We start from the raw sequence: 20,759 nt of genomic DNA, 5'->3' as shown, positions 1-20,759 counted from the left end.
AAGACTCACGAATCAGGCAAAACGAAAGACAGCGGAGCTCTACATGAAAATTCTGGTCACCGGCGCAAGCGGCTTCATTGGCGGACGCTTTGCGCGTTTCGCCCTGGAGCAGGGCCTGGACGTGCGGGTCAACGGTCGCCGGGCCGAGGGTGTCGAGCATCTGGTGCGTCGCGGTGCCGAGTTCGTTCAAGGCGATTTGAGCGATCCGGATCTGGTGCGTGCGCTGTGCAGCGATGTCGAAGCCGTGGTGCATTGCGCCGGCGCGGTCGGCTTGTGGGGCCGGTATCAGGACTTCCATCAGGGCAACGTGCAAGTCACCGAAAACGTGGTTGAGGCCTGCCTGAAACAACGGGTTCGGCGGCTGGTGCATCTGTCGTCGCCCTCGATCTACTTTGACGGTCGCGATCATCTCGGCCTGACCGAAGAACAAGTGCCCAAGCGCTTCAAGCATCACTACGCCGCGACCAAATACCTGGCGGAGCAAAAGGTCTTCGGCGCCCAGGAATTCGGCCTCGAAACCCTTGCCCTGCGCCCGCGTTTCGTCACCGGCGCCGGTGACATGAGCATCTTCCCGCGCTTGCTGAACATGCAGCGCAAGGGCCGCCTGGCGATCATCGGCAACGGTCTGAACAAGGTCGATTTCACCAGCGTGCACAACCTCAACGAAGCGATGCTCAGCAGCCTGCTGGCCGACACCTCCGCGCTGGGCAAGGCCTACAACATCAGCAACGGCGCCCCGGTGCCGCTGTGGGATGTGGTCAATTACGTGATGCGAAAGATGGAAGTCCCACAGGTCACCAAGTACCGTTCCTACGGTCTGGCCTACAGCGTGGCGGCGCTCAACGAAGGTGTGTGCAAGCTCTGGCACGGGCGTCCCGAGCCGACCCTGTCGCGCCTGGGCATGCAGGTGATGAACAAAAATTTCACCCTCGACATCAGTCGCGCCCGGCATTATCTGGACTACGATCCGAAAGTCAGTCTGTGGACGGCTCTCGATGAGTTCTGCAGTTGGTGGAAAGCCCAGGACATTCGTTGAAACGAATCGGCCGGCCGGCAATGAACCGCTCTGCCGCTTGAGGGTCAATCCCTGCGGCTGAGGGGTTTATACTTCGCACCAATCTGCCATCACTGCGTTTCACAAAGGTTGCCTCAATGTCCATGCGTAACGATGCCCACGACGATTTCGACGATGTACCGAGCCTGCGCGCCGATACCCTCGATGACGACGATTTTCCTACCACCACCGCCCGGACCTCCGTGCATTCGCGCACGCCGCCGGTGGTCAAGGTCAAAGCCGCCAGCACCGGACCGTTGTGGGCACTCGTCGGTGCATTGTTCTTCGCATTCATCGGTCTGGCCTGGTGGAGCTTCCAGCAGATTTCGCTGATGGAGCAGCAACTGGTGGCGACTCAGGAAAGTTTCGCGCGCATCAGTGAGGAAGCGGCGGGGCGTTTGCAGGACATTTCCGGCAAAGTCGTGGCCAGCCAGACCAATGTCACCACCGACAGCGAAGCCCTGAAGCTGCAGATCAAACAGCTGCAAAGTGCGCTTCAGGATCAGAGCAAACAGCAGCAGGGCGTGGCCGGGCAGGCGACGGATCTGGACAAGCGCCTGGCGCAGATGACCGCCCAGGCCACTGAACAACAGAACGCCAACACTCAGTTGCAGGCCCAGGTCAAAACCCTGAGCGCCGAACTGGCCACGCTGAAAAGCACGCCGGCCGACACCAGCAAGGTCGACGCCCAGCTCAAGAGCTTCGATGCACAGGTGAAGGGTTTCGATGCGCAGTTCAAGAGCCTCGGTGCCGACATCACGGCCCTGAAGAAACAAGGTGGGTCGAACCCTGCGATCGATCGTCTGGAGCAGGAAATCGTCATCCTCAAGAGCGAGCAGGACAACCGTCCGGCCGCTGCGCAGGGTGGCACCAACACCGCCGAGTTCGATGCGTTCCGTGGGCAGATGACCCGCAACATCAACACCCTGCAAGCGCAGATCCAGAACCTGCAACAGCAACTCAACGCTCGTCCGTAAGCCACTTGTGTGGCGAGGGCGCGAACGCCCTCGCCACAGCAACATTCAGAAGCTTTCTGAATATCCATACATGCGTTCAGGCCGTCTACGCTCTTGAAACACCAACAAGAACGAGGGATGCGTCATGGGGTTTGTGCACAAGCTGGCCTGGCTCGGCGCGGTGCTGCTGTTGAGTTTCGGTCAGGCCAACGCGGCCACCACGGAAAAAGATGACAGCAAGGCCGCCATCGCCTTGCTGGAAAAGGCGCTGGCCTATTACCACGACAACGGCGACAAGGCGTTCGCGGCGTTCAGCCGTCAGGGCGAATTCGTCGACAAGGACCGTTACGTGTTCGTGGTCGACACCAAGGGCGTGATGCTTGCCAGTGGCGGGCCGTCGTCGGCATTGATCGGTCGCGACGTCAGCGAAGTCCTCGGGCCGGACTTGCAGAAGTCCTTCAAGGACGCCTTGAAAGTGCCGGAAGGCAACGGCATCCAGCAGGCCGAATACCGCTGGCAGAACTGGTCCGACGGCAAGGTCGAGCGCAAGCACGTTTACTATCAACGCATCGGTCAGCGGATTCTGGCGGTGGGTTACTACTTGCCGCGTGCGTCGGCGGAGCAGGCGAAAGCGTTGCTCGACAAAGCGGCCACCGACCTGACCAAGGACGAGAAGGGCACGCTGTCCGCGATCAACTCACTCAAGGGCGGTTACCTGCAGGACGACCTGTATGTGTTCGTGGTCAATCTCGACAACAAGCGCTACGTCGCCCACGGCACCAATCTGCGGCTGATCAACACCGATTTCGCCAAGGTCGATGACCCGGAAGGCAAACCGGTGGGCGAGCCGATTCTGGCGCTGATCGGCAAACAGGATGAGGGCGAGTACGAGTACCGCTGGAAAAACCCGGTGACCGGCAAGGTCGAGGACAAGCATGCCTACTTGAAGAAGGTCGGAAACATGCTGGTGGCGGTCGGTTATTACAGTGCTTGATTGCTGAAAGCTCCCACGCCGCGCGTGGGAGCCATCGGCATCAATCAGCGGGCGCCGTGCTCACGGCCCCGCAGCAACCGGTTCGGCATCGCAATCGCCGCCGCCAGCCCGAGCAGCGACACCGCCGCGCTGACCATCAGCAAATGCCGGAACGTCACCAGCAATTCGGCACGCAAGGCATTCTGCGCATCGCCGGGCGCCGCGTTCAGGCCGTCGAGCAGCACGTTGCCGGAATGCCCTTCGCTCATCAGCGAGCTGCCGGCCAGGTGGGCGAAACTGGAGTCCTGCAACAACGCCAGCAACAGCGCCGACATCAACGCCACGCCCACCGCACCGCCCAAAGAGCGGAACAGGTTGGTAGTGCTGGTCGCTACGCCGATGTCCTTTTGCTCGACCGAATTCTGCGTACCGACCAGCGAGGTCGGGAACTGCATTCCACCGGCGATCCCGCTGAGCAACATGAACAGGCTGCTGAGCAGCGTCGCATCGGGCGGGCTGAAGGCCATGCCGAGGATCGAGATCGGCATCAGCAGCGCACCGGTCAGAATCTGCGGTTTGTAGCGACCGGTGATCGAGGTGCGACGTCCGGCGAAATACGCGCCGATCGGCAAGCCCATCGCCAGCGGCAGCAAGTGCAATGCCGCGCTGTCGGCCCCGGCGCCGGTCACGCTCTGAAAGCGCAGCGGCATCAGCACAATCAACGAAATCGCCTGGAAGCTGCAAAAGAAAATCGTGCACCAGCACAGCAGCGCACTGCGGTTGGTGAACAGGTGCATCGGCAGCAACGGCTCCCGGGCGCGTCGTTCGTGCCAGACGAACACCGCCAACACCGCCACCGCGCAAGCGAACAGCCCGAGCACTTCACTGCTGCGCCACGCATGGCCCTGGCCGACCTGAGTGATCGCCAGCAACAGCGCGGTCAGGCCGATGATCATCAGCAGCGTGCCGAGATAATCGATGATTGGTTTGCGCTGGGGAATCGGCAGGCCGATCAGGTTGCGTCGCGCCACCCAGTACGCGCCAAGGCCCAGTGGCAGGTTGATCAGGAACACCCAGCGCCATGACAGGTACTCGGTCATGTAACCGCCGAGCACCGGGCCGGCCACACTGGCCACCGCGTACATGCTGGAGAAATAGCCCTGGTAACGCCCGCGTTCGCGAGGCGGCACGATGTCGCCGATGATCGCCTGGCTCACCGAAATCATCCCGCCGGCTCCGATGCCCTGGAAAATCCGCGCCAGCACCAGTTGCTCCATGCTCTGGGCCATGCCGCAGAACAGCGAGGCGAGGGTGAACAGGCCCATGCCGAACAGCATCAGTTTGCGCCGCCCGTACAGGTCACCGAGCTTGCCGTAGATCGGCACCGCCACGGTCATCGCCACCATGTAGCCGGAAATCACCCAGGCCAGCAGGCTGACATCCTTGAACTGTGCGGAGATGGCCGGCATGGAAACCGCGACGATGGTCTGGTCCAGCGCACCGAGAAAGATCGCCATCATCAGCGCGACCAGCACGCTGCGAATGGCCGGTTTGGGCGTTTCGGGATGGTTGAGATTGGTCACGGGCGAACCTGCGGGCAGTGATTGACCCGCAGTGCCACGGCGAGCGGGTGAGTGCTCGCCAGTGTAAGTCGGTAGGAAGCTATTCGATAGCCTCATAAGGAAGCCCGACGTAATTTTCTGCAATGGTTTTTTGACCGGCCTCCGAGCTGACAAAGTAGTCCAGTTCCGAAGCGCAGATTCGCTGGCTGAAATCATCATGCTCGTCGAAGCGGTGCAGCATCGAAGTCATCCACCAGGAAAACCGTTCGGCCTTCCACACCCGGCGCAGGCAGATCTCCGAGTATTTTTCCAGCAACTCGGTGCGACCTTCGCGATAAACCTTCAGCAGAATCCTGAACAAAGTGCTGACATCGCTGGCCGCCAGATTCAGACCTTTGGCACCGGTCGGCGGAACGATGTGCGCCGCATCCCCGACCAGAAACATCCGCCCGTACTGCATCGGCTCAACCACAAAACTGCGCAGCGGCGCGATGCTCTTTTCAATCGACGGACCGGTCACCAGTTTGTGCGCCAGATCCTCCGGCAGACGATTGCGCAGTTCATCCCAGAAACGCTGATCCGACCAGTCGTCGACGTTTTCTTCGGCCGGCACTTGCAGGTAATAGCGGGTGCGAGTCGCCGAGCGCATGCTGCACAGGGCGAAGCCGCGCTCGTGACGGGCGTAGACCAGTTCATCGTGAATCGGTGGCGTGTCGGCGAGAATCCCCAGCCAGCCAAACGGATAAACCCGTTCGAAGACTTTCAGGCAGTCCTCGGGAATCGACTGTCGGGCCACGCCGTGGAAACCGTCGCAACCGGCGATGTAGTCGCAATCGACGCGCCAGGTTTCGCCGTCCTTTTCGAAGGTGACGTAGGCTTCGTCGCTTTTCATGCCACAGGGAACGACATGGCTGGCTTCATAGATTGTCTGTCCGCCGGTCTCCCGACGAGCGGCCATCAGGTCGCGGGTGACCTCGGTCTGGCCGTAGACCATCACGGTTTTTCCACCGGTCAGGGCTTGCAGGTCGATGTGGATCCGGCGCCCGTCGAGGGCCAGTTCGAAACCACCGTGCACCAGACCTTCGGCATCCATCCGCTGACCCACGCCAGCCTCGCGCAACAGCTCTACCATGCCTTGTTCAAGGACGCCGGCGCGGATTCGGCCGAGTACATAGTCAGGTGTCCGGCGCTCCAGAATCAGGGTGTCGATGCCGGCGTTGTGCAGCAGTTGGCCGAGCAACAATCCGGACGGACCGGCGCCGATGATGGCGACTTGGGTTTTCAGCGTTTTCATTGTTTTTATGACTCGCAAGCTTCACGCGACAACGGCCGGTGAATGATTTTCAGGATTCGAGTGCTTGCATTTTTCCCTTGCGGGTCTGTCAATTGAAGGTGAAAACTGAGCCGATACCTGTACATTCTGCCAATCGGTGCGATTATCGCCCGCAAACCTCGAGGCCTGGATTGAAGTGATGAACAAGCCTGACCTGCCTTCGATTCCGGTGTTCAAGCTCTACGGTGAAAGCCTGGACTGGCCGACCCCTGACTTGCTGCACTGTGAAACCATTTCCAAACGCAGCCGCGAACACCAATGGGAAATCAAACCCCACCGCCACGCCGATTTGTGCCAGTTGCTCTTCGTATTCAAAGGTCAGGCAGAGCTTGAAATCGAAGGCCAACGCACGCAACTGAACGAAGCCGCGATCCAGATCCTGCCGCCATTATCGGTGCATGGATTCCGTTTTTCCGAGGACGTCGAAGGATTTGTCGTCACCCTCGCCACACCGTTGATCAACCATTTGCAGGCGCAACTGGGCAGCGCGGTGCAGGCCCTGGCCCAGGCCGAAAGTTATCCGGCGGGCAAGGACGCGGACTACCTCAACAGTCTGTTTGCCGCGTTGCAGGCCGAGTACAACGGCCATCAACCGGCGCGGGAAATGCTCATGCATTCGCTGGTCAGCGTGATCATGGTCTGGGTCAGCCGCCAGGCGATCCACCGTCACAACGCCACGCAACGCCCGCAACGTCAGCGCGAATACCTCAATGGTTTTATTCAACTGGTAGAGGAGACGTACCGACAGCACGTCAAGGTCGAAGACCTGGCCCATCGGCTGGGGATTTCCGTCTCGCACCTCAACGGCACCTGCCGTGAACTGGCGGGGCAGCCGGCGTTGCAGATCATGCACGAGCGTCAATTGCTGGAAGCCAAGCGTCTGCTGACTTACACCAGCATGACCATTTACGAGATGTCCGAGGTGTTGGGGTTTTCCGATCCGACCAACTTCACGCGCCTGTTCCGGCGCCGGGTGGGGATCTCGCCAAAGGCGTTCCGCGACCGCTTGAAGGCCGAGCAGAACGACGACGCCTGACGTCCTGTATCAGCGCAGGGCGTTGAGGGTGGCGTTGTGAGGGATGCAGCGCTCGAAGTTGCAGCTCGCGTACTCACGGGGCAGTTGCCGCAACTGTTCCACGCGCCACGCCGCGGTGCCATACAGCGCCAGCGTGGCCGCGCAGGTGATGAAAATCGCGAGGTATCTTCTTGTTCTGGTGTTCATGGCGTTGACCTCTGAACGAATACCCTTGGGTACTACTTTCAGCATAGGTCAGCGCCGTGGAGTTGCCAGCGGCTCTGCGAACGGGATTACAGCCCGATATCCCACTGCGGGTTTTCGGGAAAGCGCTGCACCAGAAAATCCAGCATGCAGCGCAGCGCCGCCGGCATGTGCTTGCGCGAGGCATAGACGGCGTAGATGTTCATCTGCCGCGGCTCGGCATGGGGCAGCAGGCGAACCAGTTCACCGCTGTGCACATGCACGCCGGCCTGATAGGTCGGCAGCATCGCCACGCCGGCGCCGGCCAGGGTCGCGCGCAGCAGGGTGCTGGCCTCGTTGGCGCTGATGTTGCCCTGCACCGGCACCGAGACCGGTTCGCCATCCTCCTCGAAATGCCACAGGCTTTTGCCGAAGTAGGAATGGGTCAGGCAGTTGTGCCGGCTCAGATCTTCTACGCGCTGCGGCTGCGGATGATCCTGCAGATAGACGGGCGCGGCGCAAACCACCGAACGGCAGACCGTCAGGCGCCGGGCGATCAGGTTGGGGTCGAGGTCGTTGCTGGTGCGGATCGCCAGGTCGATGCGTTCGTCCACCAGGTTCACGGTGCGATCGAGCATTTGCAGGTCGATGTTCACCCCCGGATACGCTTTGACGAACGCCGCCATGGCATCGGCCAGTTGCGCCTGGCCGAACGAGGTGCTGACGCTGATCCGCAACAAACCCCGTGGTGCATCGGCAGGTTCGCTGACGGCGGCCTGCATGTCGCCGGACAGCTCCAGCATCTGCCGGCAGCGCGGCAGGATTTCGTTGCCGGCGGCGGTCAGGCTCAACTTGCGCGTGGTGCGGTGCATCAGGCGCGCGCCGACCCAGTCTTCCAGTTCCGCCAAATAGCGCGACACCACCGGCCGCGACAGGTCCAGGTGATCGGCCGCCGCCGACTGGCTGCCCAGATCCACTACCGTGACAAACACCCGCATTGCTTGGAGACGATCCATGATTTGCCCGCTTTCAGAAACAAACTATGTTCAAGCATCGCATTTTTTGTTACGAGTCTGGCAACTAAGCTCTGTCCCCATCGCCAAGCACGGCATTCGAACAGCGGAGCAACCCATGATCGGCTTCACCACCCTCAAGCGCGTTTTACTGGCCACCGCCACCCTCGGCTTTGCTGCCCATGCAGCGGCCGCGAACCTGACCCTCGATGTCTACAACCCGGGCACCAACGCGATCTTCCCGGTGACTTCGGTGCTGGTCAGCGGCGAGAAAAATGCGATTCTGGTGGACGCGCAGTTCGGCAAATCCCAGGCCGAGCAAGTGGTGGAAAAGATCCGCGCCAGCGGCAAGCAACTGACCACTATCTACATCAGCCACGGTGACCCGGATTACTACTTCGGTCTCGACACCCTGACCAAGGCCTTCCCGAATGCCAAGGTCCTGGCCTCGCAGCCAACCGTTGATCACATCAAGCAAACCGTCGACGGCAAACTCGCGTTCTGGGGTCCGAAAATGGGCGCCGACGTGCCGGCCAAAACCATCGTGCCGGGCGTGCTCAAGGGCGACAGTCTGATGCTCGAAGGGCAGAAACTTCAGGTGGTCGGCCTGGAAGGCAAGCAACCGGATCGCAGCTTCGTGTGGATTCCTTCGTTGAAAGCCGTGGTCGGCGGTGTGGTTGTCGCCGAGAACATCCACGTGTGGATGGCCGACACCCAGACCGCGCAATCCCACGCCGACTGGCTGGAAACCCTGCACTCGATCGAAACCCTGAAACCGAAAACCGTGGTGCCGGGTCACTACCTGGGTGACAGCGCCCGTTCACTGGCTGCTGTGAAGTTCACCGCCGACTACATCAAGGCGTTCGACGCAGAAACCGCCAAGGCCAAGGACTCTGCCGCGCTGATCGCCGCGATGAAAAAACGCTACCCGACACTGGGCGAAGAAAGCTCGCTGGAGCTGAGCGCCAAAGTCGCCAAGGGTGAGATGAAGTGGTAACCCGATTCTGAAAAACGCAGCACTCTCAAGCCAACTGGAGAATGTCATGAGCAAGATCGCAATCATTGGTGCCACCGGCCGTGCCGGCAGCCAACTGCTGGAAGAAGCCCTGCGTCGCGGCCACAGCGTCACCGCCATCGCCCGGGATACCTCGAAGATCGGCGCCCGCGCCGGTGTGGTCAGCAAGAATGTCGACGTGCTGGACGCCGCCGCGTTGCAAGACGCCGTCACCGGTCACGATGTGGTGATTAGTGCCGCGCATTTCGCTACGGTGCCGGCCAGCGCGCTGATCGGTCCGGTGAAACAGGCCGGGGTGAAACGTCTGCTGGTGGTCGGCGGTGCCGGTTCGCTGTTGCTGCCGGACGGCACCCGAGTGATCGACAGCGCCGGTTTCCCGGCTGAGTACAAGGCTGAGGCCAGCGCCGGTGCAGCGTTCCTTGATGCGCTGCGTCAGGAGAAGGAGCTGGACTGGACGTTCCTGTCGCCGTCGGCGCTGTTTGTCGAAGGCGAGCGCACCGGCAAGTTCCGGGTCGGCAAGGATGACTTGCTGGTGAGTGCTGAAGGCCAGAGCTCGATTACGTTTGCCGACTATGCGATTGCGCTGATCGACGAAGTGGAAACGCCGAAGCATTCGCGTCAGCGGTTCACCGTCGGATATTAAGTACTGGATCGTTCCCACGCGGAGCGTGGGAACGATCACCGGTTCGGCGTGGGAAAGATCATCCTCGATTAGCGGGTATGAGCCTGCTCCACCAACCACCCCATCAATTCCTGCAATTTCGCCGACGGCTCCGACGCTGGCGCCACGATGTAATAGCCCAATCCCGTCTTCACCTTCAGATCGAACGGCATCACCAGTCGCCCGGCGTTCAAATCGTCGCCGATCAGTGACCAGTCGCCGATCGCCACCCCGGTCCCGTGGGACGCCATCGACATCGCCTGATCCAGCGTCTCGAAATGCTGACCGCTGGCGATATTGCTCAAGTGCAGTTCGGCGGCTTCGAGCCAGAGTGTCCAGTCGTCATCCGTGTGAGTCGGGTGCAGCAGCAGATGCTGTTGCAGGTCTGCCGGTGTGTGCAGGGCCGGCCCACCGTTGAGCAGCGTCGGCGAGCAGACCGGCGTCAGTTGTTCATCGAACAGATGCAGGGTCGCGGGTGAGTCGTGGGGCGCGGTGCCGTAGATCACCGCCGCGTCGAACTGTTCGCGATGAAAATCCACCCCGTGCTGCAGCGACGCCGTGAGTTTCACCGGCACGTCCGGGCGTTCGCGCTGCCATTGCAGCAGGCGCGGCAACAACCAGCGCATCACGCAGCTCGGCGCCTTGAGTTGCAGGGTCTCGCGCTTGGCGCCGATCTGCTCCACCGAGTCGCCGATCAGGCTGAACACCTGCTGCACCCGTGGCAGCCATTCGCGACCTTCGGCCGTCAGCTCCAGGCCCCGGGCCAGGCGAATGAACAGCTCATAACCCAGATGTTCCTCCAGCCCGGCGATCTGCCGGCTCACCGCACCCTGAGTGATGTGCAACTGCTCGGCGGCCCGGGTGAAGTTGCAGCACTGCGCGGTGATCAGAAACGTATGCAGGGCGGGCAGGGGAGGCAGTCGTTTCATGTGGATCCAAGGTATGACGTGAGGACATGGCTAGTATGAGCTTTTATCGATTGTTGCGGCTACGGGTCGCCCGTTTCAATGAGGCCAATCACCGGTTCCTTTAAAGCCCGGTGCCTCAACGAACAAGAAGGGCAAAGACATGGCGACGTGTGGCGAAGTACTGGTCAAGTTACTCGAAGATTATGGGGTCGAGCAGGTGTTCGGCATTCCCGGGGTGCATACCGTGGAGCTGTATCGCGGGCTGGCCCGTTCGAGCATCAACCACGTCACCCCGCGCCATGAACAGGGCGCCGGCTTCATGGCCGACGGCTACGCCCGTACCAGCGGCAAACCGGGTGTGTGCTTCATCATCACCGGCCCGGGCATGACCAACATCACCACCGCCATGGGCCAGGCTTACGCCGATTCGATCCCGATGCTGGTGATCTCCAGTGTGCAGTCGCGCAGTCAACTGGGCGGCGGTCGCGGCAAGTTGCATGAACTGCCGAACCAGAGCGCACTGGTCGGCGGCGTGGCAGCGTTCTCTCACACGCTGATGTCGGCGTCCGAATTGCCGGGTGTATTGGCCCGTGCGTTTGCGCTGTTCCAGGCCGGGCGTCCGCGTCCGGTGCACATCGAAATTCCGCTGGACGTGCTGGTCGAAGAGGCCGACGAACTGCTGACCAGCGTGCCGGTCAACATCGACCGCGCCGGTGCTGCGCCGGCCGCCGTGAGCCGCATGACTGAACTGCTGGCCGGCGCCCAGCGTCCGCTGATCCTCGCCGGTGGCGGCGCCATCGATGCGGCTGCCGAACTCACCGAACTGGCTGAACTGCTCGACGCGCCAGTGGCCCTGACCATCAACGCCAAAGGCATGTTGCCGTCCAGCCATCCGCTGTTGATCGGTTCGACCCAGAGCCTGGTGGCGACTCGCGCTCTGGTGGCCGATGCCGACGTGATCCTGGCAATCGGCACCGAGCTGGCGGAAACCGACTACGACGTGACCTTCGCCGGCGGTTTCGAGATCCCCGGCAAACTGCTGCGCGTCGATATCGATCCCGACCAGACCGTGCGCAACTACCCGCCTCACGTGGCGCTGGTGGCCGACTCGCGCAACGCGGCGCAAGCATTGCTGAGCGCGTTGTCGCACAAACCGCTGGCCGAGCGCCGCAACGATTGGGGTCAGGTACGCGCCGCCCGTCTGCGTGAAGACCTGGCCGCGACCTGGGATGCACCAACGCTGGCCCAGACCCGTTTCCTCGAAACCGTGCTGCACGAATTGCCGAACGCGGTGTTCGTCGGTGACTCCACGCAACCGGTGTACACCGGCAACCTCACGTTCAACCCGGAGCGCCCGCGCCGCTGGTTCAACTCGTCCACCGGTTACGGCACCCTCGGTTACGCCTTGCCGGCGGCGATTGGCGCGTGGCTCGGCGGCAACCTCGAACACGGCGCACGTCCGCCGGTGGTGTGCCTGATCGGCGACGGCGGTCTGCAATTCACCCTGCCGGAACTGGCCAGCGCCGTCGAAGCGCGCACCCCGGTGATCATCCTGCTGTGGAATAACCAGGGTTACGAAGAGATCAAGAAATACATGGTCAACCGCGCCATCGAGCCGGTGGGCGTGGACATCTACACCCCGGATTTCATCGGAGTGGCCAAGGCGTTGGGCTGCGCGGCGGAAGCGATCAGCTCGGCCGAACACCTGCGCGGTGCACTGCGCGCCGCCACCGATCGTCAGGGCCCGACCCTGATCGAAATCGACCAGACCCAATGGATGAAGGCGGTGGCCCAATGATGAATTTCCCGACCACACTCGACGGCCTGTACATCAACGGCCAATGGTCCGCCGGTCGCGAACACCTGCGCGTCATCAATCCGGCCACCGAAGCGCTGCTGACCACGGTCAATGGCGGTGACGAAAGCGCCGTCAACCAGGCTGTAACGGCAGCGACCGAAGCCTTCAAAGGCTGGTCGAAAACCACCGGTACCGAGCGCGCTGCGATCCTGCGCAACATCGCCAATGGCGTGCGCAACGGCCGCGAACATCTGATGAAGTTGCAGTCGAGCAACAACGGCAAACCGCAGTTCGAAGCGGGCATCGATGTCGACGACGTGATCGCCACGTTCGAGTACTACGCCGAACTCGCCGAAGGCCTCGATGCGAAACAGGACAGCAATGTGCCGCTGCCCAGCGATGACTTCAGCGCACGTCTGCGTCGCGAGCCGTGCGGTGTGGTCGGGCTGATCGTGCCGTGGAATTTCCCGATGGTCACCACCGCGTGGAAACTCGCCCCGGCCCTGGCCGCCGGTTGCTGCGTGGTGCTCAAACCGTCGGAAGTCACGCCGCTGCCGGAGCTGGAACTGGCGACCATCATCGCCGAATCCGGTCTGCCCAAAGGCGTGTTCAACCTGGTGTGCGGCACCGGTCTGGCAGTCGGTGCGCCGCTGTCGGCGGACCCGCGCATCGCCAAGGTTTCCTTCACCGGCAGCAACGCCGTCGGTGTGCAAGTGATGCAGCGCGCCGCGGAAACCGTGAAGGGCGTGAGCCTGGAACTGGGCGGCAAATCCTCGCTGCTGATTCTGGAAGATGCCGACCTGGATCTGGCGGTGGAGCTGGCCTGCGGAGGTGGTTTCTTCAACGCCGGGCAGATGTGCTCGGCCACCAGCCGGGTGTTGGTCGCCGATGAACTGGCCGATGAATTCCTGATTCGTCTGAAGGCCCGTGCGGAAAAAATCCGTGTGGCCGATCCGTTCGATCCTGAAGTCGAGATGGGCGCGCTGGTCAATCAGGCGCAGTACCAGCGAGTGCTCGGTCACATCGACCGGGGCCTCAGTGCCGGGGCCAAGCTGATCTGTGGCGGTAATCGTCCCGCCGATCTGCCGCGCGGATATTTCTTGCAGCCGACGATTTTCACCGAAGTGCCCCTCGACAGTGCGCTGTGGTGTGAAGAGATCTTCGGCCCGGTGATCTGCGTGCGCAGTTTCGCTACGGAAGCCGAGGCGATTGCCTTGGCCAACGACAGTCAGTTCGGTCTGGTCGCCAGCGTGGTCACGCGCAATGCCGAGACGGCGGATCGGGTCGCCAACGCCTTGCAGGCGGGGCTGGTGTGGCTCAACGCGCCGCAGGTGATCTTCCCGCAGACCGCGTGGGGCGGCTACAAGCAGAGCAGCATCGGTCGCGAGTTAGGGCCGTGGGGCCTGGCGGCATTTCAGGAAATCAAGCACGTGATCCGCGCGCTCTGAATGCCCGAAAAAGGTCAGCGCATGCCTCGCAACGAGGCATGCGCCGGCGTCATGGCTCCAATGAGTTTTTATCGATAGTCAGGTGTTTTGCACGACCTCAGGATGAACCCGCAGACCACGCTCAAGCCCTTTGAAACCGGGCGCTTGAGCAGTTCCGGTCAGGCAGATGCAAGGGTTGCGATCAGTCTCATACTTACAAGAATAATGGGAGTCCTACATGGGCGAGCAAGATCTGAACAGGCGTCAATTCATCAAAACCGTCGGCGTGGCCTCGGTGGCTGCGGCGGCCATGAGCATGCCCTTCATCCGGGCCAGTGCCAGCGACACCCGCTTTGCCGGCAAGACCCTGCGCCTGCTGACCTGGTCCGATGACACGGGCCTCGCCGCACTGCGCAATATCGCGGCAACCTTCGAAGCCAAGACCGGCGCCAAAGTGATTGCCGACCGCACCGGCAGCACCTCGGAAATGGTCGCCAAACTCAAGGCCGGCGGTGACCGTCCGCAGTACGACATCATCACCCTGGCTGGCGTCGGCGCTGAAGGTCTGGCCGCTGCCGGACTGCTGGAAAAACCCGATCTCAACCGCATTCCCAATCTGGTCGACGTCCCGGAAAAATACCGCACCGGGGCCAACGGTCACGGCATCGGTTACCTGCTGTGGTGCAACAGTCTGGTCTACAGCACCCGCACCCAGAAGGAAGCGCCGGACAGTTACGCCGCACTGTGGGACGCCGATCTGGCACCGAGCATTTTCCTGCCGCCGCCGAACTGGACCGAGGCCATGGACCTGATCATCATCGCCGCCAAACTGGCCGGTGGTGACGAGCACAACATCGAACCGGGCTTCAAGAAGCTCGCGGAGCTGAAAGACCGCGTGGTGACTCTGGGCGAAAACCCGAACCAGATCGCCGAGCTGTTCCGCACCGGCTCTCTGGACATGGGCGGCCTGTATGCCCCGGCGTTTTTCCCCAAGCAGATCCGCGATCCGAACTACGGCCTCGGCGCCACGTTCGGCATGAAGGAAGGTTTCTACACCGACCTGATGCTCTCGGTGATGCCGAAGAACCGTCCGGGCGACACCGACCTGGCCTACGCCTTTATCGACCACTCCCTCGACCCGCTGGTGCAGGGCAAGATGGCCGAAGACATTTTCAACGGCCCGGTCAACGCCAAGGCGATCATCTCCGCCGAAGCGCGCAAGAGCCCGTTCATCCTCACGCCGGAGCAGATCGCGGAGAAGGCGATCATGCACGACAACGCCTTCCTGGCGACCGTGCATGACCAGTGGATTCGTCGCTACACGGAAATCTTTTCTTCCTGACGCCGACCTTCCGGGGCACCGCATGATCGGGGTGCCCGGGAGATTCGTTCTCCATTGACGAGATCATTGCTATGGAACATCAATCCCTGACCCAACCGGTCGGCGCGGGTGACGTGCGCCCGGCGCGCGGTGTTTCGCCGACGGCGCGGGCGTGGTTTTTCCTCACGCCGTCGATGCTGTTTCTCGGCGTGCTGATTGCCGCCAGCCTGCTGGTGCTGCGCATGAGCGTAGGCACCAAGGGCGCGGAGTGGTCCGGTTTCAGCCTGGCCAGTTACGCCCAGTTGCTCGAACCCTACTACCTCAAATCGTTGCTGCTGACCTTGCGTCTGGCGCTGATCAGCGCGGTGATCGCGGTGGTGCTGGCGATCCCGGTGGCGTACACCATGTCGCGCCTGACCTCGCCATTCGTGCGGAGGATTTTTCTGGCGGCGGTGCTGTTGCCGTTGCTGGTCAACCTGCTGCTGCAAAGCTATGGCTGGCTGGTGATCCTCGGCCCCGGCGGCATGCTCAACCAGACCCTGATGGGCCTCGGTCTGATCAAGCGGCCGATCATGTTGCTGTACAACCAGAACGGCGTGTTGATGGGCCTGGTGCAGACCGCGTTTCCGCTCGCCGTGCTGCCGATTGCCAGCGCCATGCGCGGTGTCGCCCGCAGCTACGAAGAAGCTGCCGCCACCCTCGGCGCCAGCCGCTTTCAGGTGTTCCGCCAGGTGGTGTTGCCGATGAGTCTGCCGGGGATCATCACCGGCGCGACCCTGGTGTTCGCCTACAACGCCAGCAGCTTCGTGGTGCCGTTGCTGCTCGGCGGTCGGCGCGTGCCGATGCTCGCGGTGATGGTGCATGATCAGATCGCACCGCTGATGAACTGGCCTGCCGCGTCCGCCGCTGGTGTGGTGCTGATCGTCACCACGCTCGCCATCATGACCTTGTCCGAATACATCACCGGCCGCCGTCGCCGTCTGCTGGAGGCTTCGCAATGAGTGCCCTGATCAAGAAGCGTCAGTCGCTGTTGCCGGGCGATACCGGCAAGTTTGCCGGCATCCTCTCCGGGATCATTTTGTTCCTGGCCGTGTTGCCGATCCTGACCATGATCGTGATGTCGTTCAGCGGTGCGTCGAACCTCGACTTCCCGCCGAGCAGCTACAGCCTGCAATGGTACAAGGCGGCGTGGCACACCTTCGTCTCGCCCGATGCCAGCGATGTGTTGAGCCTCGGCCAGGCCATGGGCACCAGTTTGCTGGTGGCGTGCCTGACGATGATTTTCGCCACGCTGATCGCGGTGCCGGCGGCCTACGCACTGACCCGTTGCGAGTTCCGTGGCAAGGGCGTGGCGCTGCAATTGATGTCGCTGCCGCTGGTGTTCCCGATGGTGGTGCTGGGGCTGGCCTTGTTGCTGGTGTTCGACAGCCTGCCGTTCCACATGACCACTTCGCGGCTGGTGATTGCTCACGTGATTCTGGCGCTGCCGTTCGTGGTGAAGAACTGCACCGCGGCCATGCTTTCCATCGGCAGCGAAGTCGAAGAAGCCGCGCAGATGCTCGGCGCCTCGCCATTGCGGGCCATCGTCGATGTGGTGGTGCCACTGATGAAATCGGGGATTCTGGCGGGGATGCTGCTGGCGTTCATCGTCTCGTTCAACGAATTCACCGTGACCTATTTCCTCTACACCATCGACGTCATGACCGTGCCGATCTGGATGTACAGCCGCACCGTGTCATCGCTCGACCCTACCGTGTTCTCGTTTGCCGTGCTGATCGTGCTGATCGACTTCGTCCTGATCTGGGCATTGGAGAAGCTGGTCGGTGAAGGCGGCGTTTCCTTCTGATTTTGAGGTGATTTTTATGTCTGGTCTGATTCTGGAAAACGTCGAGAAACATTACGGCTCGGCCTGCGCGGTGAAAGACGTCAACCTGCATTTGCCCGAGGGCAAACTGGTGTGCTTCCTCGGCCCGTCGGGCTGTGGCAAGACCACGTTGCTGCGAATGATCGCCGGGCTGGAAACCCTCACCGGCGGCGAGATCCGCCTGGACGGCGAGGACATCGGCCACACCCCGGCGCACCTGCGCAACTTCGGCATGGTGTTTCAGTCGCTGGCATTGTTCCCGCACATGACGGTGGGCGAGAACATCGCCTATCCGCTGAAACTGCGCGGTGTGAGCAAGGCCGATCAACAGGCGCGAGTCGTTGAGTTGCTTGAGTTGATCCAGCTGCAACCGATGATCGACCGTCCGGTGGCCAAGCTGTCCGGCGGTCAGCGTCAGCGGGTGGCGATTGCGCGGGCGATTGCCTCGCATCCGAAAATCCTTCTGCTCGACGAACCGCTGTCGGCGCTCGACGCCAAGTTGCGCGAGTCGATGCAGGTGGAAATCCGTCAACTGCAACAACGCCTGAACATCACCACCATCATGGTGACCCACGATCAGCGCGAGGCCATGACCATGGCCGATATTGTGGTGGTGCTCGGTGAGCATCGGGTGCAGCAGGTGGGGACGCCGATTGAAATCTATCGGCACCCGGCCAACGAATTCGTCGCGGACTTTATCGGCTCCGGGAATATCTTCCCGGCCACCGCGCTGGGTGATGGCAAGGTCGTGCTACCGGGCGGGGATGCCCTGCAAGTGCCGATCTGCAGCAGCATCGTGGTCGGGCAGAAAGTGAAAATGCTGATTCGTCCTGAAGACCTGCAACTGTCGGCGCCGCAGGCTACGGCGGGCAATCGTCTGCTGGGCAAGGTGACGTTTGTGCGGGATATCGGCACGACCATCGAGACCACAGTGGAATGTTCCGGGGTGACCTTCACGGCGCTGAGCACGCCGTGTCAGGGCTTCGGTCTGGGGATCGGGCATCCGGTGTCGGTGACGTTGCCGAGTGAGGCGTGTCGGGTGCTCGGCGCCTGATCAGACACTCAATCGCAGGCGCGCCAGATCCCGCAACGGCGGCGCGCCAAACAACCGGCTGTACTCACGACTGAACTGCGAAGGACTTTCATACCCCACCCGATACCCCGCCGCCGAAGCTTCCAGCCCCTCAGCCAGCATCAAACGCCGCGCCTCTTGCAGGCGCAGTTGCTTCTGATACTGCAACGGACTCATCGCCGTCATCGCCTTGAAACGGTGATGCAAAGTCGAGACGCTGAGGTTCACTTCCTTCGCCAGATCATCGATGCGCAACGGCTGTTCGAAGTTGCCGTTGAGCCATTTGATTGCCTGGCTGATGCGGTGGCTCTGGCTGTTGGCGATGGCGATTTCGTACAGCCGATGGCCCTGCGGACTGCGCAACAGGCGATAGAGAATCTCCCGGCGGATCAGCGGTGCGAGCATGGCGATGTCTTTCGGCGCGTCGAGCAGGCGGGCCAGACGCAGCACCGCATCGAGCATGGCGCTGTCGATCTTCTCCACATACAAACCACGCCCGGTCGGCCGGGTCGGTACGCCCATAGGGCCGGCATCGGCGATCAGCGCGGTGATTTCCGCCGGATCAATGTCCAGGCGCACGGCGAGGATCGGCTCCTCCGGCGAGACATTCACCACCCGACCGCTCAACGGCATCGAGACCGATACCACCAGGTAATTCAGCGGGTCGTAATTGAAGAACTCGTCCGCCAGCCGTACCTCTTTTCGCCCCTGCGCCATGATGCACAGCGCCGGTTGTGCGAGCACCGGGGCGAAGTCATGGGACTGGGTGTGGCGCGACATGAACAGCGAGCCGACGGCAGTGGCATAACTGCCATCTTCGGAGGTGTTGCGGCGAATGATGGCCGCCAGTTCCGCGCGCTGCTTTTCCATGTCGGCATCGGGCGGCGCCTGAAAACGATCGAATGACGTCATGCACAGCCTCCTCGGCAAGGGATGGAATGGGAGCAGAGCATAAGTTTGTGCAAGCGCAAGCGGTAGACACATCCTGCGAAATGCTTGCCTGATCCTGCATGGCGTTGCGTGCCTGCCCAGACATGACAGGGCGCATTTCGGAAAACTTGCTCGAAACCGGTGTGACAGGACGGTGACAGCAATTCACGACTTGTTACAGGTCTGCACGACAGTCTCGCAGGATTGTGCAACGCGACGGCAGGAATCGACTAACGGCGAGCCGTGCCCGGCCCTTAACCTTGGATCCTGTCGCAGCCCGTCCCCGGCTGCCACGCGACTCCCTGGGAGGGTTGAACATGTCCAAGCAGATTCCCGTCAGTCATATGGCCTTCGTTCGAGCGCGCGCCGGGCGCTCGGCGGAACTCGGCATGCGCCTGAGCGCCCTGATCGAACCGTCCCGTGCCGCCCCCGGTTGCCTGAGCTTCGCCTTGCAGCATTCGCAGTGTGATCCGGAGTTGTGGCTGGTCTCCGGTTTCTGGAACAACCAGCAATCGATGACCGCATATTTCAGCAGCCCGTCGATGGAAATCTTTGCCGAGCTGGTGCAGGAGCTGGTGGTCAACAGCCTGGATTTCCACACCTTCAAGGAAGTCTCGGCCGCACAGGCCGTAGGGCAATGCACTGCGCCGATACACAAACTCGCCGGTTGAATGTTTAATGTCGGGCTTATCCGATTGAGCCAGGACCTGCGATATGGCACGTAAAGAGTTCGAACACTTCGAAGCGGTTTCCGCTGTAGTCCCCGTCGAGTTGGGCGGCAACAAGGGTTATCACGCGGCAATCGCCGTCAAGGCCTTGGTCGACGGCGGCGCACCGCGCTTTCACAAACTGCTGAACGATCAGGTTTTCCCCGGCGCCATCGCCGCGGATGAAGCCGCGATCAACGAACTGGACAAGCTCAAGGGCGTCACCGACGACGCCGAGCTGATCTGGTAAGCGCTTACTTCGTCGCCCCCGGGCGCCACATCTTGAACAACGCTTCCGGTCCCAGCTGGAAATAGTCCGCCGGCCCGCCGCCCCGCAGAATCGGTTCGGCGGCGGCGGTGTCGTAGATCCCGTCCTTCAACAGCCACTTGGCGATGTGCACGGCGACCACTTCGCCGAGCACCAGCCAGCTCGGCACGGTCTCGCCGTCGGCGCGCTGCAACTGAATGATCTGGGTGACCTTGCATTCGAAGGACACCGGGCTTTCGGCCACGCGCGGCACAGCAATCACCTTCGACGCCACCGGCGTCAGCCCCGCCAGTTCGAACTCGTTGACCTGCGGCCCGACCATCGCGCAGCTCTGGTTCATCTGCTCGGCCAGCGGGCGGGTGGCGAGGTTCCAGACGAATTCGCCGGTCTGCTCGATGTTGTTCAGGCTGTCTTTGCGACCGACGCTGGAGAACCCGATGATCGGCGGAATGTAGTTGAACGCGTTGAAAAAGCTGTAGGGCGCCAGGTTCAAATGGCCCTCGGCATCCTGCGAAGAAATCCAGCCGATGGGACGCGGACCGACGATGGCGTTGAACGGATCGTGGGGCAGGCCGTGGCCGTTGGCCGGTTCGTAGAAATGGATGTCATCGGGCATGGCGGGGTGATCCTGAAGGCTTCTATAAGCGACCAATAGTGCAAGTCCGATCCGCGAAGATCAAATACCGACCTTTGGAAATG

21 protein-coding genes are annotated in these 20,759 nt (G+C 61.8%); 14 read left to right on the top strand and 7 right to left on the bottom strand.

Annotation, left to right across the window (positions count from 1 at the left end):
- The first annotated feature begins 43 nt into the window (after nt 1–43).
- From AC1RT4_RS15150 to AC1RT4_RS15140, 3 genes are all read left to right on the top strand, one after another.
- Nucleotides 44–1,036: an NAD-dependent epimerase/dehydratase family protein gene (locus tag AC1RT4_RS15150; RefSeq protein ID WP_493086011.1), complete on the top strand. Its 993-nt coding sequence runs from the start codon at nt 44–46 to the stop codon at nt 1,034–1,036.
- 116 nt (nt 1,037–1,152) lie between these two features.
- Nucleotides 1,153–2,031: an ATPase gene (locus AC1RT4_RS15145; protein WP_493086010.1), complete on the top strand. Its 879-nt coding sequence runs from the start codon at nt 1,153–1,155 to the stop codon at nt 2,029–2,031.
- A gap of 124 nt (nt 2,032–2,155) precedes the next feature.
- On the top strand, nt 2,156–3,004 hold the full coding sequence (locus AC1RT4_RS15140; RefSeq protein ID WP_007953267.1) for a cache domain-containing protein: 849 nt from the start codon (nt 2,156–2,158) through the stop codon (nt 3,002–3,004).
- Nucleotides 3,005–3,048: 44 nt separating this feature from the next.
- Here AC1RT4_RS15140 and AC1RT4_RS15135 read toward each other — a convergent pair whose 3' ends face one another.
- Nucleotides 3,049–4,566 (bottom strand): MDR family MFS transporter, encoded by a 1,518-nt coding sequence (locus tag AC1RT4_RS15135; protein WP_273899232.1) that lies wholly within the window; start codon nt 4,564–4,566, stop codon nt 3,049–3,051.
- Between the two features lie 79 nt (nt 4,567–4,645).
- On the bottom strand, nt 4,646–5,839 hold the full coding sequence (pobA, locus tag AC1RT4_RS15130; RefSeq protein WP_493086007.1) for a 4-hydroxybenzoate 3-monooxygenase: 1,194 nt from the start codon (nt 5,837–5,839) through the stop codon (nt 4,646–4,648).
- Nucleotides 5,840–6,017: 178 nt separating this feature from the next.
- Between pobA and AC1RT4_RS15125 the strand changes: the two genes are divergently transcribed.
- Nucleotides 6,018–6,914, top strand: a complete 897-nt coding sequence (locus AC1RT4_RS15125; RefSeq protein ID WP_493086005.1) for a helix-turn-helix domain-containing protein — start codon at nt 6,018–6,020, stop codon at nt 6,912–6,914.
- A 9-nt stretch (nt 6,915–6,923) separates the two neighbouring features.
- Here AC1RT4_RS15125 and AC1RT4_RS15120 read toward each other — a convergent pair whose 3' ends face one another.
- Nucleotides 6,924–7,100: a hypothetical protein gene (locus AC1RT4_RS15120; RefSeq protein WP_007953274.1), complete on the bottom strand. Its 177-nt coding sequence runs from the start codon at nt 7,098–7,100 to the stop codon at nt 6,924–6,926.
- 86 nt (nt 7,101–7,186) lie between these two features.
- Nucleotides 7,187–8,092 (bottom strand): LysR family transcriptional regulator, encoded by a 906-nt coding sequence (locus AC1RT4_RS15115; RefSeq protein WP_493086003.1) that lies wholly within the window; start codon nt 8,090–8,092, stop codon nt 7,187–7,189.
- A 115-nt stretch (nt 8,093–8,207) separates the two neighbouring features.
- Between AC1RT4_RS15115 and AC1RT4_RS15110 the strand changes: the two genes are divergently transcribed.
- A complete protein-coding gene (locus AC1RT4_RS15110; RefSeq protein ID WP_493086001.1) occupies nt 8,208–9,086 on the top strand; it encodes an MBL fold metallo-hydrolase in 879 nt (292 codons plus the stop codon).
- 46 nt (nt 9,087–9,132) lie between these two features.
- Complete coding sequence (locus AC1RT4_RS15105) at nt 9,133–9,747, top strand: NAD(P)-dependent oxidoreductase (protein WP_273899239.1); 615 nt, start codon at nt 9,133–9,135, stop codon at nt 9,745–9,747.
- Between the two features lie 68 nt (nt 9,748–9,815).
- On the opposite strand, the gene AC1RT4_RS15100 is transcribed toward AC1RT4_RS15105, so the two are convergent.
- On the bottom strand, nt 9,816–10,694 hold the full coding sequence (locus AC1RT4_RS15100; protein ID WP_074688417.1) for a LysR substrate-binding domain-containing protein: 879 nt from the start codon (nt 10,692–10,694) through the stop codon (nt 9,816–9,818).
- A 139-nt stretch (nt 10,695–10,833) separates the two neighbouring features.
- On the opposite strand from AC1RT4_RS15100, the gene AC1RT4_RS15095 reads away from it, so the two are divergent.
- The 6 genes from AC1RT4_RS15095 (at nt 10,834) to AC1RT4_RS15070 (ending at nt 18,137) form a co-directional block, all read left to right on the top strand.
- Nucleotides 10,834–12,471 carry a 5-guanidino-2-oxopentanoate decarboxylase gene (locus AC1RT4_RS15095; RefSeq protein WP_127799643.1) on the top strand — a complete coding sequence of 546 codons (1,638 nt, stop codon included), beginning with the start codon at nt 10,834–10,836 and terminating at the stop codon, nt 12,469–12,471.
- Entirely contained in the window at nt 12,471–13,919 is a 1,449-nt protein-coding gene (locus AC1RT4_RS15090; protein ID WP_493086367.1) for an aldehyde dehydrogenase family protein, read from the top strand. Before AC1RT4_RS15095 ends, AC1RT4_RS15090 begins: the two co-directional genes overlap by 1 nt.
- A 217-nt stretch (nt 13,920–14,136) precedes the next feature.
- On the top strand, nt 14,137–15,240 hold the full coding sequence (locus tag AC1RT4_RS15085; RefSeq protein ID WP_493085998.1) for an ABC transporter substrate-binding protein: 1,104 nt from the start codon (nt 14,137–14,139) through the stop codon (nt 15,238–15,240).
- 71 nt (nt 15,241–15,311) lie between these two features.
- Entirely contained in the window at nt 15,312–16,220 is a 909-nt protein-coding gene (locus AC1RT4_RS15080) for an ABC transporter permease (protein ID WP_007960163.1), read from the top strand.
- Nucleotides 16,217–17,065: an ABC transporter permease gene (locus AC1RT4_RS15075; protein WP_064599073.1), complete on the top strand. Its 849-nt coding sequence runs from the start codon at nt 16,217–16,219 to the stop codon at nt 17,063–17,065. The genes AC1RT4_RS15080 and AC1RT4_RS15075 overlap by 4 nt, the downstream gene beginning before the upstream one ends.
- 16 nt (nt 17,066–17,081) lie before the next feature.
- A complete protein-coding gene (locus tag AC1RT4_RS15070) occupies nt 17,082–18,137 on the top strand; it encodes an ABC transporter ATP-binding protein (protein WP_493085996.1) in 1,056 nt (351 codons plus the stop codon).
- Here AC1RT4_RS15070 and AC1RT4_RS15065 read toward each other — a convergent pair whose 3' ends face one another.
- Nucleotides 18,138–19,067, bottom strand: a complete 930-nt coding sequence (locus AC1RT4_RS15065; RefSeq protein ID WP_039765922.1) for an AraC family transcriptional regulator — start codon at nt 19,065–19,067, stop codon at nt 18,138–18,140.
- 335 nt (nt 19,068–19,402) lie between these two features.
- Here AC1RT4_RS15065 and AC1RT4_RS15060 point away from each other — a divergent pair, with 335 nt between their 5' ends.
- Nucleotides 19,403–19,756: a putative quinol monooxygenase gene (locus AC1RT4_RS15060; RefSeq protein WP_007960171.1), complete on the top strand. Its 354-nt coding sequence runs from the start codon at nt 19,403–19,405 to the stop codon at nt 19,754–19,756.
- 43 nt (nt 19,757–19,799) lie between these two features.
- Nucleotides 19,800–20,042 carry a hypothetical protein gene (locus AC1RT4_RS15055; RefSeq protein WP_007960172.1) on the top strand — a complete coding sequence of 81 codons (243 nt, stop codon included), beginning with the start codon at nt 19,800–19,802 and terminating at the stop codon, nt 20,040–20,042.
- Nucleotides 20,043–20,046: 4 nt separating this feature from the next.
- Here AC1RT4_RS15055 and AC1RT4_RS15050 read toward each other — a convergent pair whose 3' ends face one another.
- Nucleotides 20,047–20,676 (bottom strand): flavin reductase family protein, encoded by a 630-nt coding sequence (locus tag AC1RT4_RS15050; protein ID WP_493085993.1) that lies wholly within the window; start codon nt 20,674–20,676, stop codon nt 20,047–20,049.
- Between the last annotated feature and the right edge of the window lie 83 nt (nt 20,677–20,759).

This window comes from Pseudomonas sp. GW821-FHT11D10 (genome assembly GCF_058808435.1).
The sequence above is the reverse complement of the archived record's forward strand: the minus strand, read 5'-3'. Positions and strand labels throughout refer to the sequence as shown.

Excerpts from the sequence above, each read along its gene's own strand:
- AC1RT4_RS15150 (WP_493086011.1), top strand. The coding sequence starts at position 44 with ATGAAAATTCTGGTCACCGGCGCAAGCGGCTTCATTGGCGGACGCTTT.
- AC1RT4_RS15145 (WP_493086010.1), top strand. The coding sequence starts at position 1,153 with ATGTCCATGCGTAACGATGCCCACGACGATTTCGACGATGTACCGAGC.
- AC1RT4_RS15140 (WP_007953267.1), top strand. The coding sequence starts at position 2,156 with ATGGGGTTTGTGCACAAGCTGGCCTGGCTCGGCGCGGTGCTGCTGTTG.
- pobA (WP_493086007.1), bottom strand. The coding sequence starts at position 5,839 with ATGAAAACGCTGAAAACCCAAGTCGCCATCATCGGCGCCGGTCCGTCC.
- AC1RT4_RS15125 (WP_493086005.1), top strand. The coding sequence starts at position 6,018 with ATGAACAAGCCTGACCTGCCTTCGATTCCGGTGTTCAAGCTCTACGGT.
- AC1RT4_RS15120 (WP_007953274.1), bottom strand. The coding sequence starts at position 7,100 with ATGAACACCAGAACAAGAAGATACCTCGCGATTTTCATCACCTGCGCG.
- AC1RT4_RS15115 (WP_493086003.1), bottom strand. The coding sequence starts at position 8,092 with ATGGATCGTCTCCAAGCAATGCGGGTGTTTGTCACGGTAGTGGATCTG.
- AC1RT4_RS15110 (WP_493086001.1), top strand. The coding sequence starts at position 8,208 with ATGATCGGCTTCACCACCCTCAAGCGCGTTTTACTGGCCACCGCCACC.
- AC1RT4_RS15105 (WP_273899239.1), top strand. The coding sequence starts at position 9,133 with ATGAGCAAGATCGCAATCATTGGTGCCACCGGCCGTGCCGGCAGCCAA.
- AC1RT4_RS15100 (WP_074688417.1), bottom strand. The coding sequence starts at position 10,694 with ATGAAACGACTGCCTCCCCTGCCCGCCCTGCATACGTTTCTGATCACC.
- AC1RT4_RS15095 (WP_127799643.1), top strand. The coding sequence starts at position 10,834 with ATGGCGACGTGTGGCGAAGTACTGGTCAAGTTACTCGAAGATTATGGG.
- AC1RT4_RS15090 (WP_493086367.1), top strand. The coding sequence starts at position 12,471 with ATGAATTTCCCGACCACACTCGACGGCCTGTACATCAACGGCCAATGG.
- AC1RT4_RS15085 (WP_493085998.1), top strand. The coding sequence starts at position 14,137 with ATGGGCGAGCAAGATCTGAACAGGCGTCAATTCATCAAAACCGTCGGC.
- AC1RT4_RS15080 (WP_007960163.1), top strand. The coding sequence starts at position 15,312 with ATGGAACATCAATCCCTGACCCAACCGGTCGGCGCGGGTGACGTGCGC.
- AC1RT4_RS15075 (WP_064599073.1), top strand. The coding sequence starts at position 16,217 with ATGAGTGCCCTGATCAAGAAGCGTCAGTCGCTGTTGCCGGGCGATACC.
- AC1RT4_RS15070 (WP_493085996.1), top strand. The coding sequence starts at position 17,082 with ATGTCTGGTCTGATTCTGGAAAACGTCGAGAAACATTACGGCTCGGCC.
- AC1RT4_RS15065 (WP_039765922.1), bottom strand. The coding sequence starts at position 19,067 with ATGACGTCATTCGATCGTTTTCAGGCGCCGCCCGATGCCGACATGGAA.
- AC1RT4_RS15060 (WP_007960171.1), top strand. The coding sequence starts at position 19,403 with ATGTCCAAGCAGATTCCCGTCAGTCATATGGCCTTCGTTCGAGCGCGC.
- AC1RT4_RS15055 (WP_007960172.1), top strand. The coding sequence starts at position 19,800 with ATGGCACGTAAAGAGTTCGAACACTTCGAAGCGGTTTCCGCTGTAGTC.
- AC1RT4_RS15050 (WP_493085993.1), bottom strand. The coding sequence starts at position 20,676 with ATGCCCGATGACATCCATTTCTACGAACCGGCCAACGGCCACGGCCTG.